The 17030-nt window shown below is 42.3% G+C and carries 16 protein-coding genes; 12 read left to right on the forward strand and 4 right to left on the reverse strand.

Going from position 1 to position 17030, the window contains the following annotated elements:
- The first annotated feature begins 341 nt into the window (after positions 1-341).
- The 7 genes from ACFQ0V_RS00435 (at position 342) to ACFQ0V_RS00465 (ending at position 8315) form a co-directional block, all read left to right on the forward strand.
- Positions 342-1262: a DMT family transporter gene (locus ACFQ0V_RS00435; protein ID WP_381008622.1), complete on the forward strand. Its 921-nt coding sequence runs from the start codon at positions 342-344 to the stop codon at positions 1260-1262.
- 151 nt (positions 1263-1413) lie between these two features.
- Positions 1414-3048, forward strand: coding sequence for a glycerol-3-phosphate dehydrogenase/oxidase (locus ACFQ0V_RS00440; RefSeq protein ID WP_381008624.1), 1635 nt, complete (start codon positions 1414-1416; stop codon positions 3046-3048).
- A 12-nt stretch (positions 3049-3060) separates the two neighbouring features.
- Positions 3061-3609 (forward strand): glycerol-3-phosphate responsive antiterminator, encoded by a 549-nt coding sequence (locus ACFQ0V_RS00445; protein WP_381008626.1) that lies wholly within the window; start codon positions 3061-3063, stop codon positions 3607-3609.
- Positions 3610-3758: 149 nt separating this feature from the next.
- The gene (locus ACFQ0V_RS00450; RefSeq protein WP_381008628.1) at positions 3759-4562 is read left to right on the forward strand and encodes an MIP/aquaporin family protein; all 804 of its coding nucleotides are present in this window, start codon (positions 3759-3761) and stop codon (positions 4560-4562) included.
- Positions 4563-4580: 18 nt separating this feature from the next.
- Positions 4581-6077, forward strand: coding sequence for a glycerol kinase GlpK (gene glpK, locus ACFQ0V_RS00455; protein ID WP_381008630.1), 1497 nt, complete (start codon positions 4581-4583; stop codon positions 6075-6077).
- Positions 6078-6723: 646 nt separating this feature from the next.
- Positions 6724-7719, forward strand: coding sequence for a DUF2804 domain-containing protein (locus tag ACFQ0V_RS00460; RefSeq protein ID WP_381008632.1), 996 nt, complete (start codon positions 6724-6726; stop codon positions 7717-7719).
- A 77-nt stretch (positions 7720-7796) separates the two neighbouring features.
- Entirely contained in the window at positions 7797-8315 is a 519-nt protein-coding gene (locus tag ACFQ0V_RS00465) for a YusW family protein (RefSeq protein ID WP_381008634.1), read from the forward strand.
- A gap of 22 nt (positions 8316-8337) precedes the next feature.
- Here ACFQ0V_RS00465 and ACFQ0V_RS00470 read toward each other — a convergent pair whose 3' ends face one another.
- On the reverse strand, positions 8338-10170 hold the full coding sequence (locus tag ACFQ0V_RS00470; protein WP_381008636.1) for an ABC transporter ATP-binding protein: 1833 nt from the start codon (positions 10168-10170) through the stop codon (positions 8338-8340).
- Positions 10163-11887, reverse strand: coding sequence for an ABC transporter ATP-binding protein (locus ACFQ0V_RS00475; RefSeq protein WP_381008638.1), 1725 nt, complete (start codon positions 11885-11887; stop codon positions 10163-10165). The genes ACFQ0V_RS00470 and ACFQ0V_RS00475 overlap by 8 nt, the downstream gene beginning before the upstream one ends.
- Positions 11888-12047: 160 nt before the next feature.
- Here ACFQ0V_RS00475 and ACFQ0V_RS00480 point away from each other — a divergent pair, with 160 nt between their 5' ends.
- The 5 genes from ACFQ0V_RS00480 to ACFQ0V_RS00500 all read left to right on the forward strand — a co-directional run bounded on the left by ACFQ0V_RS00480 (position 12048) and on the right by ACFQ0V_RS00500 (position 15292).
- Positions 12048-12425, forward strand: coding sequence for a GntR family transcriptional regulator (locus ACFQ0V_RS00480; RefSeq protein WP_381008640.1), 378 nt, complete (start codon positions 12048-12050; stop codon positions 12423-12425).
- Positions 12422-13333, forward strand: a complete 912-nt coding sequence (locus tag ACFQ0V_RS00485) for an ABC transporter ATP-binding protein (RefSeq protein WP_381008641.1) — start codon at positions 12422-12424, stop codon at positions 13331-13333. The genes ACFQ0V_RS00480 and ACFQ0V_RS00485 overlap by 4 nt, the downstream gene beginning before the upstream one ends.
- The gene (locus tag ACFQ0V_RS00490; protein WP_381008643.1) at positions 13296-14015 is read left to right on the forward strand and encodes a hypothetical protein; all 720 of its coding nucleotides are present in this window, start codon (positions 13296-13298) and stop codon (positions 14013-14015) included. The genes ACFQ0V_RS00485 and ACFQ0V_RS00490 overlap by 38 nt, the downstream gene beginning before the upstream one ends.
- Complete coding sequence (locus ACFQ0V_RS00495; protein ID WP_381008645.1) at positions 14015-14683, forward strand: hypothetical protein; 669 nt, start codon at positions 14015-14017, stop codon at positions 14681-14683. The genes ACFQ0V_RS00490 and ACFQ0V_RS00495 overlap by 1 nt, the downstream gene beginning before the upstream one ends.
- A gap of 69 nt (positions 14684-14752) precedes the next feature.
- Positions 14753-15292: a hypothetical protein gene (locus tag ACFQ0V_RS00500; protein WP_381008647.1), complete on the forward strand. Its 540-nt coding sequence runs from the start codon at positions 14753-14755 to the stop codon at positions 15290-15292.
- A gap of 43 nt (positions 15293-15335) precedes the next feature.
- On the opposite strand, the gene ACFQ0V_RS00505 is transcribed toward ACFQ0V_RS00500, so the two are convergent.
- Complete coding sequence (locus tag ACFQ0V_RS00505; protein ID WP_381008649.1) at positions 15336-16010, reverse strand: ABC transporter ATP-binding protein; 675 nt, start codon at positions 16008-16010, stop codon at positions 15336-15338.
- Positions 15985-17028: an ABC transporter permease gene (locus ACFQ0V_RS00510; protein ID WP_381008651.1), complete on the reverse strand. Its 1044-nt coding sequence runs from the start codon at positions 17026-17028 to the stop codon at positions 15985-15987. Before ACFQ0V_RS00510 ends, ACFQ0V_RS00505 begins: the two co-directional genes overlap by 26 nt.
- Positions 17029-17030: the final 2 nt, after the last annotated feature.

A 17030-nucleotide genomic window follows, 5' to 3' on the forward strand; every position in this document is an offset into this window, starting at 1 on the left:
AAATCAGTAAAAAAGACTCTTAAAAAGATTCTCGAATAATCGATAATATATGACTAAAATAGTATAATCTCTCAAATATTATCAGTTTATCATAAAAATATAAATACGAAAAAGTGGTCATAAATGAGAAAGGTATTATCTTATTAATATATAGGTATAAAACACCTTTTTTAATAAAAAATAAATGTGTGAAAAATAAAAAATTTTCTCTTTTTCATTTTTCAGTAGCAAAAAGTATAGTTAACGATTACCGATAATGTAAACGATGGACTTATACGACATAACAATGTTAACGTAAACGTACATGGCGTAAAGCGTCAAGAAAGGAGTTGTACGGACGAATGCTACGTGCAAAAGGAATTTTAATGATCGTGGTCGGAGCGATGTTTTGGGGCGCTACTGGGCCGATGATGGAATGGATTTTGGATCAAGGGATGAGTAAGCAATTTTTACTCATTTTACGTTTGCTAGTTGCAGGAGCGGGACTTCTCGCAGTTTTAAAATGGAGAGGAATTCTGATACGTCGTCCGTTCGCTCAACCGTTTTGGACGCGTAAATTAATTATTTTTGGGATATTTGGAATGCTCGGCGTACAATATACATTTTTAGCATCGATTGATACGAGTAATGCGGTCATTGCGACACTCTTTCAATTTTTAGCACCAATTTATATTATTTTATTCGTTTCATTCATTCAAAAAGCAGTACCACCTATCGCGCAAATTTTAGGGATGCTCGTGACCTTGATCGGTCTTTTTTTATTGCTGACAGATGGTACGTTAGAAGGATTTGCACTTAGCCGCGAAGCTGTATTTTGGGGCATTGCAGTCGGTTTTGCATTCTCATTTTATACGTTATATCCAGCACGTCTCATGCAAGAATGGGGAGTTTTACTTGTTGTCGGATGGGGAATGATTATTGGAGGGGTCATCTTACTCATCTTCAATCCTATTACCTTCATTAAAGGCATCCCGACATTGTTCGATTGGCAAGTCGCGTTAATGTTACTCGGTGTTATCATTATCGGGACGATTGCTTTCGTTTTATTTTTAGGAAGCATGACGTACATTACGCCTGTTGAGACGAGTGTGTTATCGAGTTTCGAACCGTTAACCGCAATGGTCATTTCAATTTTATGGTTCGGTATTCGACTCGGCACTTTCCAGTTGATCGGAGGCGTGACGATGCTCGTCGGTGTAACGGCGATTTCTTTAATTGGTAATAAGGTGAAGACACCGGAAGTTGAACTGAAAATTGAGTGACATCATTTTACTTTTTCAAGGCAGTTTGATATGATGAGAGTAAGTTAATACTGTATACGGTTTGAGTATAGAGAGACCTTTCACGGGAAGTGTGTTTGACGCACTACCTTTGTTGAGAGGTCTCTTTTTTATTATAAAGGAGAGGTAAAATATGACAAAACAACGTGAAAGTATGATCCAACGTTTACAATCAGAGTCATTTGAAGTCGTCGTCATCGGAGGTGGAATTACAGGAGTCGGAATCGCACTCGATGCAGCGTCACGTGGCATGAGTGTCGCATTACTAGAAATGGAAGACTTCGCACACGGTACATCAAGTCGTTCAACGAAACTTGTCCACGGAGGATTACGTTATTTAAAACAATTTGAAATTAAAGAAGTAGCTGAACTCGGTCGCGAACGTGCGATTGTTTATGAAAACGGTCCACACGTTACAACACCTGTTCAAATGTTACTCCCATTTTATAAAGGAGGAACATTCGGTAGTTTCTCAACTTCAATCGGTTTAAAAGTGTACGACACATTAGCGCAAGTTAAAAAGTCAGAACGCCGTACGATGTTATCACGTGAAGAAGTCGAACAAAAAGTTCCAATCGTGAAAAAAGACGGTTTATTAGGTGGCGGTCTTTATGTCGAATATCGTACAGATGATGCGCGTTTAACGACAGAAGTAATGAAAGAATCAATCGAATACGGTGCAGTTGTCGCAAACTACGTGAAAGCGGAAAACTTCGTTTATTCTCACGGCAAAGTGACAGGTGTCATCGCACAAGATTTAAAAACGAAAGAGTCGTTTGAAATCAATGCAAAAGTCGTCGTAAACGCAGCGGGTCCATGGGTCGATGAAGTGCGTGAAATGGACGGTTCAAAAGCAGGAAAACACCTTCAATTATCAAAAGGGGTTCACCTCGTCTTTGACCAACAAACATTCCCACTTCAACAAGCGGTATACTTCGATACACCAGACGGACGTATGGTCTTTGCGATTCCACGTCAAGGAAAAACATACGTCGGTACGACAGATACATTTTATGATGGAGATCCAGAGCGCATGACGGTTACATCAGAAGACCGCGCATACATTTTAAAGGCGATTGAATACATCTTCCCAGATATCCAAGTGAAAGAAGAAGATATTGAATCAAGCTGGGCGGGCGTTCGTCCATTAATTCACGAAGATGGGAAAAACCCTTCAGAAATTTCACGTAAAGATGAAATTTGGGTTTCAGAATCGGGACTTATGACGATTGCGGGCGGTAAATTAACAGGTTATCGTAAAATGGCAGAAACAATCGTCGATCGCATCGTGAAAAAATTCAAACAAGAAAACTATATTTTATATACGAATAGCCGTACGAAACATATGCCGATTTCAGGCGGTAAAATTGGTGGTTCTGATGCATTAACACAATTTATCGAAACAGAATCGAATAAATTAGTAGAACGTGGCATCGAAAAGGAACGCGCTGTTCATCTCGTTCGTTTATACGGAAGCAATATCGGACAAGTTGTAAGTTATATGGACAATAACGATTCGAAATTGCCAGATGACCTTTACGGACAATTAATGTACGCGATGGAAGCAGAAATGGCGATGACACCTGTTGACTTCTTATTGCGTCGTACAGGATATATTTTGTTCAATATCGATTACGCATTACAATGGAAAGACGAAGTGATAAATGTAATGCAACAATACTTCGGCTGGAAAGACGATGTACGTAATCAATACGAGCAAGGCTTACGCATTGAAATTGAACGTGCGACTGAAGCGATTGCTGAATAGTGAGGGAAGCTTATGGTGACGCAAAAGATTTTACCCGCGTTAAGGCAAATGCAACAATTTGAAAAAATTATGGACTCGTCTTTTGAAACATTCGTTTTATTAGATGTTCACATTAGTCAATTAGCACTCATCCGTAGAGAAGCGAAACGTCGCGATAAAAAAATCTTCATCCATGCCGATCTCGTGCATGGATTGAAGACGGATGATTTTGCGGCTGACTTTTTGCTTCATGACATTCGACCGGATGGCATTATTTCCACACGCTCGAACATTATTTTGAAAGCAAAAAAGAAAGATATCATTGCGATTCAACGGATGTTTTTACTCGATTCGATGGCTTTGGAAAAGAGTTATTCACTCATCCGACAAACAAAACCAGATTACATTGAAGTGTTACCTGGGATTATTCCAGAAGTGATTACCGAAGTGAAAGAAACGACAAACATTCCGGTCATTAGTGGTGGATTGATCAATACAGAAGAGCAAGTGAAGGCAGCGTTACGTGCAGGGGCACATGCCGTTACAACGTCAAACGAAAGTTTGTGGAAAATAAATTTGTAGTTGACACAAAGGACCTCGTCACTTATATTGAATGTAAGTTAATACAAAAAGTGGCTGAGGATAGAGACCCCACACGAATGCATCTATATGCATACGTGTGGGGTTTTTTCATCTCTCTGCCTCCCGAAATTTAAAAGGAGGAGAATAATATGACAGGATTTTTTGGTGAATTAATCGGTACGATGGTGTTAATTGTATTAGGTGTCGGCGTTGTCGCAGGAGTTGTTTTAAATGATTCAAAAGCAAACGGTGGCGGTTGGATTGTCATTACTGTCGGTTGGGGCCTCGGAGTAACACTCGGAATTTATGCATCGGCTCCGTTTAGTGCGGCGCATTTAAATCCAGCGGTGACACTCGGTATGGCAGCGATTGGAGAATTCCCGACCAATGAAATTATGCCGTACATTGCGGGACAAATTGTTGGCGCTTTCATTGGTGCGGTAATCGTTTTCTTCGCTTATATTGCACACTTTTATAAAACAGAGGATCAAGAGACGAAGCTCGGTGTATTCGCAACGATTCCAGCAATTCGCTCACCTCTTGCAAACGTTGTCACAGAAATTATCGGTACATTTATGTTAGTGTTAGCGATTTTATTTATCGGAGCGAATGAATTTACAGAAGGTTTGAACCCACTCGTTGTTGGGGCATTGATTGTAGCGTTAGGACTTTCTTTAGGAGGGCCTACTGGTTATGCCATCAACCCAGCGCGTGACCTCGGTCCACGTTTAGCTCATTTCTTCTTACCTATTCCGGATAAAGGTGATTCTGACTGGGGATATGCTTGGGTTCCAATCGCGGCACCAATTCTCGGAGGAGTGTTCGGTGCACTATTTTATAAACAAATTTTCTTACAAGAAACATCGATCGCGTTTTGGATTGTCGCAGTGTTGATTGTCGGTATTCTTATCGCGTCACTCTTCGATACGAAAAAACGAAGCGTTAACTTTTAATTTAAAGGAGGAACTATTATGACAAAAGATCATTATATTTTATCATTAGACCAAGGTACGACAAGTACACGTGCGATTTTATTTAATAAACAAGGTGAAATTCACTTTACGAGCCAACAAGAATTTACACAATATTTCCCAGAGCCAGGTTGGGTTGAGCACGATGCGAACGAAATTTGGAGTTCGGTACTCAGTGTTATTGCAGGCGTATTATCGAAACGTAACATTCAACCAGACCAAATCGAAGCGATCGGAATTACGAACCAACGTGAAACGACAGTCGTATGGGATAAAAATACTGGAGAACCGATTTACAATGCAATCGTTTGGCAATCGCGCCAATCGGAAAGTATTTGTCATGAATTACGCGAGGCGGGCTTAGAAGATGAAGTTCGTTCACGTACAGGTTTACTTGTAGACCCTTACTTCTCAGGTACGAAAGTGAAATGGATTTTAGACAATGTAGAAGGGGCTCGCGAACAAGCAGAGGCAGGCGAGCTATTGTTCGGTACGATCGATACGTGGATCATTTGGAAACTTTCTGGTGGACAAGCACACGTGACAGATTATACGAACGCATCTCGTACACTCATGTACAACATTCACGAACTTGAGTGGGATGACTTCTTATTAGAAAAATTAACGGTTCCGAAAAGCATGTTACCAGAAGTAAAACCTTCTTCTCACGTCTATGCTGAAACATCGACAGATCACTTCTTCGGTCGTGCTGTTCCAATCGCAGGAATCGCGGGTGACCAACAAGCAGCTCTCTTCGGTCAAGCATGTATCGAAGAAGGTATGGTGAAAAACACATACGGCACAGGTTGCTTCATGCTTATGAACACAGGCGAAAAAGCAGTACAATCGGACAACGGTTTGTTAACGACAATCGCTTGGGGATTAGACGGCAAAGTAGAATATGCGTTAGAAGGAAGTATTTTCGTAGCGGGTAGTGCGATTCAATGGTTGCGCGACGGACTTCGTATGTTCCGTTATTCACCAGAAAGTGAAGAATATGCACGTCGCGTTGAATCGACAGACGGTGTGTACGTCGTCCCTGCATTCGTAGGACTCGGTGCACCGTATTGGGATAGTGAAGCGCGCGGTGCGATTTTCGGAGTGACACGTGGAACGACGAAAGAACATTTCATCCGTGCGACACTCGAATCACTCGCTTACCAAACGAAAGACGTGCTCGATGCGATGGAAAAAGACTCAGGCATTTCATTAAAACGTCTTCGTGTTGACGGCGGTGCAGTAGATAATAACTTACTCATGCAATTCCAATCAGATTTACTTCAAGTTCCTGTAGACCGTCCGATTGTAAAAGAGACGACAGCACTCGGTGCAGCTTATCTCGCAGGTCTTGCGGTAGGCTTCTGGAAAGATAAACACGAAATTGCAGCTCATTGGAAAGTGGATGAAAAGTTCGAACCAGAAATGGAAGAAGCACGTCGTGATGAGTTGTACGAAGGATGGCAAAAAGCAGTCAAAGCGACAATGATGTTTAAATAAATAGAACGAACCCCCCTCTAGTAAAAAAACTAGAGGGGGTTTTCATTTAACAAGTTTGATGTAATTGTACGAGTGAAGCATGGATGGATTGGGTATGAGCAATCTTTCTTTTCGTTTTCATTTGTTAAATGAACGTCAGATTGATAACGTTGCATAATATTTTTTAATCATATAGTCGGTCTTTTAGATTTTGAAATCGAGAAGGGTATTAATGTGAACTACCCACCACTTAACTTCGTTTGAAGTGGGGGCTTCTCGCTTCCACGAACATAGCTTGCAAGCAAGTCTTATGTGTTCTCCACGAGCGTGAATTCGGGGCATTCCAACCCTACTGATACGCAATGTTTTTAGTACCTTGGATATTTTACGCATACGAGGGGCTTGGTTTTCGCTCTTATTTCCGTATGCAACTCCATATATCCAGTTGTCAAAGAACATTATGTCTATATTTTACCAAATTCTTTGGCTAAAGCCAACCGAAATTCATCTCCCACCTACTCATTGGTGCTATTCGCACCTTCACATTCCTTGAGGATGGGAGACTTCTTTCGGAAAGTCGTTAAAAAATTGATAGAAGGTGGACGGAAGAAAAGACTTTTTGAATCTGCTACAATAGAGAGAAAGAGTATAAAGGGGAGAGATGCGTATGGAATTACTCACATTGTGCGATGCAAAAGGAAAGTTGAATATGCAAACAGTAGGCTATTCACCGATTCCTCATATTGATGCGAATGTGAAACGTCGCCTCTTCCGTCGGAAAAATTGGAACCATTGGATCGTCTACGGAGAAGAAGCGGTGCTCACTTTTTTAATTGCTGATTTTAGTCATACAGTCGTCGGAACTGTCTCCTTTTTTGATTTAGAAACAGATCGTTTTTTAATGGAAAAAGTAGATGTTACTTTTAATCGCCAGATGGCTTTAGGGAGTCATCCGACACATGCCTCACATTTTATTCATGATGGCTTGTCCATTGAATGTATACGCGAAGAAGGAGAGACTCATTTAGTAGCGAAAGTCGCTTCTTTTGATGGTGAACCTTTTGAGACAAATTTGCGGATTGAACATCCTGCACAAGATGAATCACTTAATGTTGTGATTCCGACAACAGTGGAGGAGTATCAAATGACATCTAAGCAACTTACATTGCCGACGTCAGGCTCTGTTACATTAGGAGATCGTCAATATAATTTTCATCCAGATTACAGCTTGTCTGTCGAAAATATGATGCGTGGTATTTGGGGAAGAAAAGTAGAATGGTGTTGGGGTGTCGCTTCTCAAAAAGTAGGAAATGAAAGAGTCGGACTCAATTTATCTAATGGGTGGACAGACGGTAAAGGGTATACAGATAACGGTGTTGTCATCGATGGAAAACTTCATATTATTAATGAAGAGTTGCAGTTTTTGTTCGACCCAGCGAATGTGAGTGACACGTGGAGCATTAAAACGAAATATTCGACGCGCGTCCAATTAACGTTTACTCCTTTCTTTGAAGAAAATGATGTATTCCGAATGAAATTAGGGAAACTAAAGATTCAAAGAGTAAAAGGATATTTTGACGGCATTATCGAGCTAGACAACGGGCAACCATTACGTGTACGACAGCTATTAGGAACGATCGAGCGAACGGTTGGGAAATGGTAATGTTTAAATGAATGAAATACGGGAAAACATTCACTGTACACGATTGAAATCTTTAATTTGAAAGGCAGTGAAATCGTATGAAAAACAAACAGTTAACGATGAGCGCACTTATTTTATCAGGAGCACTCGTACTCGGGGCTTGTGGTAACGACGGAAATAAGGAAGCGCCGGAACCAGAACAACAAGTGACACCGCCGACGACAGAACAAGAGGACAATGCAGTAGAAACGCCAGAAGTTGAAACGGAAACACCTGCTACAGAGTCTCAAACAGGAGAAGTGGCAGCGACAAACTTTGAAAAGTTTGAAGTAGAAATTGATGTCGACGGGAAAGATGCGGTCGATTTAGAATATGATAAAAATGATCCGACAGATAATGAATATAAAAACTACGTTACGAATGAAGCATTTAAAGGAGCGGACGCAACTGCGAAAGTAGAAGAGTTCGTCAATGCTTTAAAGTTAACAGAAACGAGCAGCGAAGAAGAAGTGATCGCTGAAGTGACGAAAGCGTTAGGCATCGACGCATATTCGAAAATTGAAGTTGAATACAAATATGCAGACGGTACGAAAGTAGAAGTAAAAGATAAAAAATAACGAATGAAAATGGCGGTTCTCATCATAGAGAGCCGCCATTTTTTTGTTGTTGCAACATGTCGTAATAAATGCCACGTTTTTCAATGAGTTGTTGTTGAGAGCCACTCTCTACGATGCGTCCATTTCGCAATACGTAGACTGTATCCGCTTGACGAACAGTGTTCAAACGGTGAGCGATGACGAAGCTCGTCCGTCCTTCCATCAATCGTTCGAGCGCTTCTTGAATGTGCAATTCTGTCAACGTATCGATACTGCTCGTCGCTTCGTCTAACAGTAAGATTTTTGGGTTGGCGACAAATGCGTGGGCAATCGATAACAATTGTCGTTCACCTTGCGATAATTGTCCGCCGTCTGATTCAATCATCGTCTCGTATCCGTCAGGCAGTTTCATAATGAAGTCGTGTGCGTTCGCTCGTTTTGCTGCTTCGACAATGTCCGATTCCGTTGCATCGAGACGCCCGTAACGAATATTATCAAGAACGGTCATTTCAAATAAAAATGAGTCTTGCAAAACGAAGGCCATTTCACTTCGTAAAGAAGAACGTGCAATCGTGTCAATCGGTCGTCTGTCGATATAAATCGTTCCAGAAGAAGTATCATAAAACCGACTAATAAGTTGCATAATTGTCGTTTTTCCTGCACCAGTAGGACCAACGAACGCCACTGTTTCACCACGTTTCACGTGAAACGATAAATTGTGAACGATCGTCGTGTCATCGTACCCGAACGAAACGTTCTCAAATCGTACATCCCCTTGAATGACACCACTCTCTAATACGTCACCATCATCTTTTTCTTCCTCTTCATCCATTAAAGCGAAGACACGCTCCGCTCCAGCTAATGCGGAAAGAACCGTATTAAATTGGTTCGCTAAGTCGTTTAAAGGGCGTGTAAATTGACGCGCATATTCGGAGAAAATGACAATCGTTCCAATCGTCACGAGTCCATCTCCTCGCAAGGCGAGCCATCCGCCGACACCTGCGACGATCGCGAATGAGGCGTTGTTTAAAAAGTTCATCACTTTCGGAATATATCCCGAATACGTATGCGCCCAAAAGCCACGCAATTTTAACGCTTCACTTTTTTGTTGAAACTGTTCTAACATGCGTGCTTCTTGCGAAAAAGTTTTCACGACCGCTTGTCCTGAAATCGACTCCTCGATAAAACCGTTCAATTCTCCGAGTGCACGTTGTTGTTCTTTGAACAAAATCCCTGTCCGCCGCGTAATCCAGCGCATCGATAAAAACATTACCGGAATAATCGTCATCGTCAGCACGGTGAGGAGCGGGCTTAAATAAAGCATAATTGCGACCGTACCAGTCAATGTGATGACACTCGAAAACACTTGAATGAACGAAGAGTTCAACGTTTGGCTAATATTATCGATGTCGTTCGTTAAACGACTCATAATTTCTCCGTGCTGTCGCTTGTCGAAAAAAGAAATCGGCAACTTTTGAAGTTTCGCAAAGAGAGCCGTCCGCAAACGATAGACGGTCTGTTGGGCGATGCCAGCCATCCAATAGTTTTGACCGTACATCGTTAAAGAGAGTCCGAAATAAATCGCAAGCAATAACAACAACATTTTGCCGAGTCCATTCATTTGTCCAGGGACGATATATCGGTCGATAATCATTCCGAGTACAAATGGTCCAGCTAAAGCGAGTAAGGAGCTGATTAAGACGAGTGCGAGAACAGCAATGAGTAAGAGGCGCTGTTCATCGACGACATCCCAAATGCGCTTTAACGAAGCTTTCCAATCGCTTGAACGTTGTTTCTTTTTCGGGGCAGCTCCCTTTTTTATTTGTTCTTTCGTTAACAACTTAGGGTAACGAAACGGTTTTAACCATTCACTCATTTTCATTCCCCTCGCTTTCTTTTTGAGATGCGATGAGACGTTGGTAAAGTTTTGAGCGTTTCGCTAATTGTTCAGACGTCCCGTAGTCGACCACTTGTCCGTCTTCCAACAATAAAATTGCATCCGCTCGTTCGGCCGTCATCACTTTTTGAGTAATGATAATCGTCGTCACATCGAGTGTTTGGAGCGCATTTAAAAATCGTTGTTCGGTTTGGATGTCCAAAGCGCTCGTACTGTCATCTAAAATGAGCAGCTCTGGCTTTCGAATGAGTGCGCGCGCAATTGAAATGCGCTGCTTTTGTCCGCCTGATAAATTGACACCTTTCTGTCCGATGACGGTGTCGTACCCGTTCGGAAAAGCTTGAATAGCGTCATGAATTTGAGCGTTCGTTGTCGCTTCAATCAACTCGTCATCCGTCGCATCGGGTGCACCCCAACGCAAGTTATCCGCAATCGTACCGGTGAAAAGTAAAGACTGTTGCGGCACGTAGCCGATCAGTTCGCGCAATTGCGAGAGCGACCATCGTTGCAGAGGCTGTTCTCCGAGTACAATTTCTCCTGATGTCGGAGTGAACAGTCGCGGAATGAGTTGCACGAGTGTCGACTTACCAGAGCCAGTCGCACCCATAATCGCCAATGTTTCGCCACGCTTTAATTCGAAGTTAATATTACGTAGCGCTTGACGGTCACTCCCTTTATAAGAAAATGACACATCGTGAAAGCGGAGACGTTCCCAATGAGGAAGATCGCCACGCTCTTTTTGGACGTCTTCGAGCGATTCCACAACGAGCACTTCTTCAATTCGTTCTGAAGAAGCTTTCGCGCGTGAAAAAATCATAATTAAAAATGAAAACATCGAAAATGCGCCCGTCATACGGAGTCCGTAGTTTAAGACGGCGACGAGTTCACCGACTTGAATGGATGATGTTTGAATTTGTTTCGCACCGAACCAAAGAACGGCCATTAAACTCGCATTCATAAAAAATAATAAAACAGGCAAAATTAGTTCCATCGTTCGCAAAGCGCGCACCGTATCTTTTTGTAATGCTTCCGCTACTCGATTGAAGCGGCTCGTTTCAAACGCGTGACGCAAATACGCTTTCACGAGTCGCATCGCGCGCAAGTTTTCTTGTGCCATGCGGTTGACGCGATCTAATCGACGCTGTACAGAGGCGAAAATAGAGACCCCTTGTTTCACCATCACCCATAAAAAAATAGCTAAAAAAGGAGCGGTGACGAGAAGTAAAAGTGCGAGTTGAACATTGACGAAAAACGCCATTATTAAACTGCCGATCACGACGAGTGGTGCGCGCGTCATAATGCGCAAACTCATAAAAAGAAAGTTTTGAATGATCGTAACATCATTCGTTAAGCGCGTAATTAAACTAGAAGATTGGAATGTTAAAAAAGTGGCGAGCGTCATCTTTTGTAAATGACGAAACGTCGCACTGCGCACATCGTAAGCAAAACTTTGCGCAACGTGGGCTGAAAAGTACGAGTTCACAATACCCGAAACGAAAGCGAGTACGGCAAGCCCCATCATGATGCTTCCCCACGTGATGACGACGGATGAGTCGCGCGCTGTAATGCCGTCATCGATAATTTTAGCGATGAGGAGCGGTTGAATTAATTCGACGCTCAATTCTAAAAAAGTTAAACAGAGCGCGATGATAATAGGAATTTTATAAGGACGTGCATAAGAAAAAACAGTTTTCAAAAAACGACACCTCACTTAAATGCGAATCATTCTCACTATTATCGCACAAAAAAGGAAGTGATGACATATAAAAATGCTTGCGTCATTCATCGTTGTGTCGTATAGTTGAGTCAATTAGTACATTAGTTGAGTAATGTACTAGGTTGGAGGTGAGAAGGAAATGCTTGATGCGACAAGTACAGAGCCGATTTATCAACAAATTGCGAATTGGTTAGAAGATGAAATTTTACTCGGGCATTTAACAGAAGATGCGAAAGTGTATTCCCAATATCAGCTCGCTGAACTGTTTCAAGTGAACCCAGCAACAGCAGGGAAAGCGATCACATTACTGCTAGAACAAAATCTCGTATATAAAAAACGCGGACTCGGGACGTTCGTGAAGGAAGGGGCCCAACAACAATTGAAAATGAATCGAAAGACGACCGTTATTCAGTCGATCATTGATGATTTAGTTGAGCAAGCGAAACTTCTCGGATTAACAGAACACGATGTTCAGCAAGCGATTCAAGCGAGCTTTCAAAAGGAGGAAAAGAAATGATAGAGACAATCCAATTACGCAAACGTTATGGAAATAAAGACGCGTTGAAAAACGTCACCTGTCACATTCCGAAAAATAGCTTCGTCGGTTTAATCGGTCGTAACGGTTCGGGAAAGACGACATTTTTAAAATTGTTAGCAGGGGAATCGGCACCGACATCGGGTCAACTATTCGTCGGAGGAGAACAACCTTTTGACAATATTCAAGTGAGCGCGAATACGATGTTGATCGACGATGAATTTAATTTAGTTGACAATGCGCGTTTAACAGAAGGACTTGACGCGATGGCGCATTTCTACCCGAAATTTGACCGTCCTTTAGCGGAGCGATTGTTAGCGTATTTTGAAATTCCGACGCACGCTCGTCAGTCGAAATTGTCGAAAGGGATGAATATGACGTACCGTTTCGTCCTCGGTTTATGCGCGCGCACGGATGTCACGTATTTTGATGAGCCGACGAACGGTATGGATGCGAGTGTGCGGAAAGATGTGTATCGACTATTGTTGAAAGATTATGTCGAACATCCGCGTACGATCATCGTATCGAGCCACCATATCGAAGAGCTCGAACAATTGTTATCATACGTCGTTGTCCTCCATGACGGCCAGACGGTTTACGTCGACGAAGCGGAGCAACTGCAACAACGTTACGTCGAATTGATCGGTTCTGCAGCTACGATTCAATCGGTCATTGCGAAAAGCCAAGTCGTGACGACATTCGGAGAAGCGCCCGTCCAACACGTCATTGTGCCGAATGAGCTAACAGCAGAAGAGCGTCATCAATTGCAACAATCAAACGTGCAAATAAAAGGAGTCGGACTGTCCGACGCATACATTTACATGACAGAACACCGCAAAGGGGGAATCGATGATGTTTACAACGACTATGACGCCGACTCAACTTTATAAAAAACAACTTCAATGGATGATGCGCACCTATTTTAGTGCAAGCGTCGGGACAATTTTATTATTCCAAGTCGTCGGACTATTTTTTAAAACGACACAGTATTCAAGTGATGAAGAAAGCAGCATTGCCGTCGTCAGTCAAAGCTTCGATTTCAACTTAATTATGATTTTCATTTGGAGTTTCGCCATCAATGCGATTTTGGCGAATAAATTAACGGAACGTCTCATGTTTCGTTTCGTTTCGACGAAGCGCGTTCACCATTTAGCGAATGTGACATTCAGTGTGACGCAGATGATGATTGGTTCCTTTATTCCGTTACTATTCATTTCATTTGCACCGTTATTGAAAATGTTTTCAGACGACACGATCATTATGGCGTATCCATTTCTCATTGAAGACCCACTATTGTACGGGTCATTATGGTTAAGAGTTTTCGGATATAGTTTAATTGCTGGATCTTTATCTTATTTTATCGTTTCATTTTATCGATACTCAGCAAAACTGTTTTTCGTCACCGCTGGGATTCTCTTCATTCTTCAAATTATGAATTTACCTGCTATGTTTATCATTTATTTATTTGAGTCTGCAACGGATGTTGAACAGTTCGGAAAGGGAATGGTTGTGGCAGTCGTGTTGTACACAGTCAGTTATTTATTTAGAAAGCGGACGGAGGTGCGTTCGTAATGTCGATCTTTCCAGTAGCACTCTTATTGTTAGTAGGTTTTCTTTTCGCGATTATGGCTTTCATGTATATTGCTTTTAAAAATTATTCGATGACGAAATATGTGACGACGGCAGCATTACTCACTTGTATAGTATTAGCCATTGTTACACCATTTCTCGTAGAGACGACTCCGTTAGATGCTTATGAAAAACGACCGATGGAAGCGATGGTACCGGAATCTGACGAAACGTACACATTCGATTTAAGTGGAAATGAGTTGTATTTAGATTTCGCTTCCGATGAATTAGCAGAGGAATTACGATTAGGAGAGAAAGGGGACATTTTAGGAGTAAGTACACAGGGTTACTCCGTTTATTGGGAAGAAGTCGATCAAGTGCAAGTGAGCGTATCGAAAAGTAGAGAAATTTATATGAAAGATTACTTAATCGATGAATTCTCTCATGTTGAAGCAGTGTCATTTAAAGACGACGGATTGTATGTAGAGCCATCAGAAGAGCAAAAATTACATGCTTATACAATGTACGATTTAAGCTCCCTCTTCAAAGAGCATGACGAGGAGGAGTATTGGATGAATGTGCACGTATCCAGTCCACAAATTGATATTACGGTCCCACTCGGAACGAAAGTCACGACGAATCCAGCACTTGCAGATCCGACATCACCGTAGAAAGGAGGAACCGCTTTGCTCGGCATAAATCTCATATTTTTAATATTGACGATAGGGGTTCCGATTTATTTGTGGATTCGGTTATCAAAGCGTTCAACATTACGCGTTCCTTTTTATCGTTGGAATAGTATGTTTATAGTTACGTTCGTCTTTCTCGTCATCGGTGCAATCATCGCTCCATTTCTCGTCAACGTGACGAAAGTGGAAGATATTATAAAAGAAAGTGTGAAAGAAGATGCAGGATGGACGACACCTGACGAAATGTATCGCTTCGATGTGAATGCTGATTCTCCAATAAAGTTGGATATTCCAGAAGGACTCTCGTATACGATTGAACAAAGTGAAGAAGTGAAAGAATTAACGGTTCAACTTTATCAAGAAGCTTTTATTTATGATGAAAATGCTATAACAAGTTGGGGAGAGCCGTGGACCGTTACATTGCGTCATGACACATTAGTTGTCGAACGCCCGACCTTTCACGAAAGTTATTGGATGTATCGTCTTCCGATTTTCGCACAGCAAGAAGGACAGTTAAGTGCTACTTACTATTATGCACGAGGAGCATATGTAGAAATTCTCGTGCCGCCACATGTCCAAATGAATGAATAAAATACGCACCTCTTCACGTCTGTGAGGAGGTGCGTATTTTTCGTTAACGAAGTGAAATCGTGTCGATTCCTTTCGTTTGGAGCAATTGGGTGTAAAACAAATCATCACCTACATTAAAAATCGTATCGGCTAATGCGGTCACTTCTTCCATATCGTGTGAAATGTACAACATCGTCATGCCGAATTGATCGCGTAAAGCGAGGAGTGCTTGTTGAATTTCAATTTTCGAACGTAAGTCGATGCCGACAGTCGGTTCGTCAAGCAACAGGAGAGCGGGCTGGTGAATGAGTGAGAGCGCAATGTTTAACTTGCGCTTCATCCCGCCTGATAAATGTTTCGCTTTACGATTCCATTCTTCGAGTGCGACACTTTTTAAAATCGCTCGTAACTGTTCGTCGCTGCGCCTAATGGGCGAAAGTTGTTCGAAAAAGCGCATATTTTGAGCGACGGAAAAATCTTCCCAAATGGCCAGTTGTTGAGGAACGTATCCAATTTGTTGGCGAATCGCTTTCGCCTCTTGCTCATAACATCGTCCGTCCCAAGTGAGCGTGCCACTGTCAGCGTGCAACAATGTCGCAATGATATGAAAGAGTGTCGACTTCCCCGCGCCATTTTTTCCGATAAAACATGCGATCTCTCCTTTCGGAATAGTGAACGAGACGTCGTGAAGGACGGTTTGTTGTCCGAATGCTTTATGAAGATGTTGTACGTGTAACATCAAGATTCTCCTTTCGTATCGCTAAAATGAGTGCAAGTAAACAACAGACGACGAGGCTCATCGCGAACGTTCCTCGCCATAGCGCGGCGAATGGATGCCACGTCGCGAATGTCGTACTTGCTGTTGCGATTAGTATGAATAATAGGACGCTCGCTATTCGGTGGAGCGCTCGTGTCGTATAAAACAATGTGAACACAAGACCGATTCCGATGAACAAGGTGAGGCGGTACGCCGCAACGGTCCAAAGGGACGGAAAGTTTAATAACATATAAGCGATACTATCTGCGAGAAGGGCGATTCCGTTAAGGATGGCCCATTGTCGCCAAAATAATGAACTGCTCGATAAGCGACTAAACGGAAAGCGCCATCGGAGTGAGCTTCGTATTAATGTCCAAAGAGGGAGTCCGATTATATATGTCCCGATCATCGTTAAGATGCTCCATAACAGGAGGGGCATTGTCGTCGTTCGTTCTTGTTCACTGTCACTAGATTCATCGTGCAAAACGACCGTTAGCAATTGTCGTTCTCGTTCTGCTTGTATCGATTGTTGTGCGATGACAGCGTGATCGACAGGACGTTTCACAATGTGCTCAATCGCAATCGCTGCACGCTCTCGCCCTACAATTTGTTGAATGTGAGCGGTGATGATTTCTTTTGCAGTGCTGTACCCGAACGATAAGTTAGACGTATAACTTTCGACGATCGCCTGTCGTTCTCCTTTTGCAATTTGTTCATCAAAAGAATGTTTGAATAGAAAGGCACTATCTACTTCATGCCGTTCAAGCGCGCGTAAAGCAGCGGAACGGTCCATTTCGCGTACGTCGATATAAGGCGCATCGTGAAGCGCAACGAGCAAGTCTTTCGAAAATTGTTCCGTACTTTCGTCGACGATTGCGACAGGAATGCGAAATTCTTCTGTCGTTTGAAAGATGAGTTTTGTGAGCAGTAGTGTGATCGCGAGTGGCAACAGCAATAATAACCAATGCCACCACCGCCAATGAAAACGTAATAAAGCCATCG

This window comes from Savagea faecisuis (assembly GCF_042675605.1).
GTDB lineage: Bacteria > Bacillota > Bacilli > Bacillales_A > Planococcaceae > Savagea > Savagea faecisuis.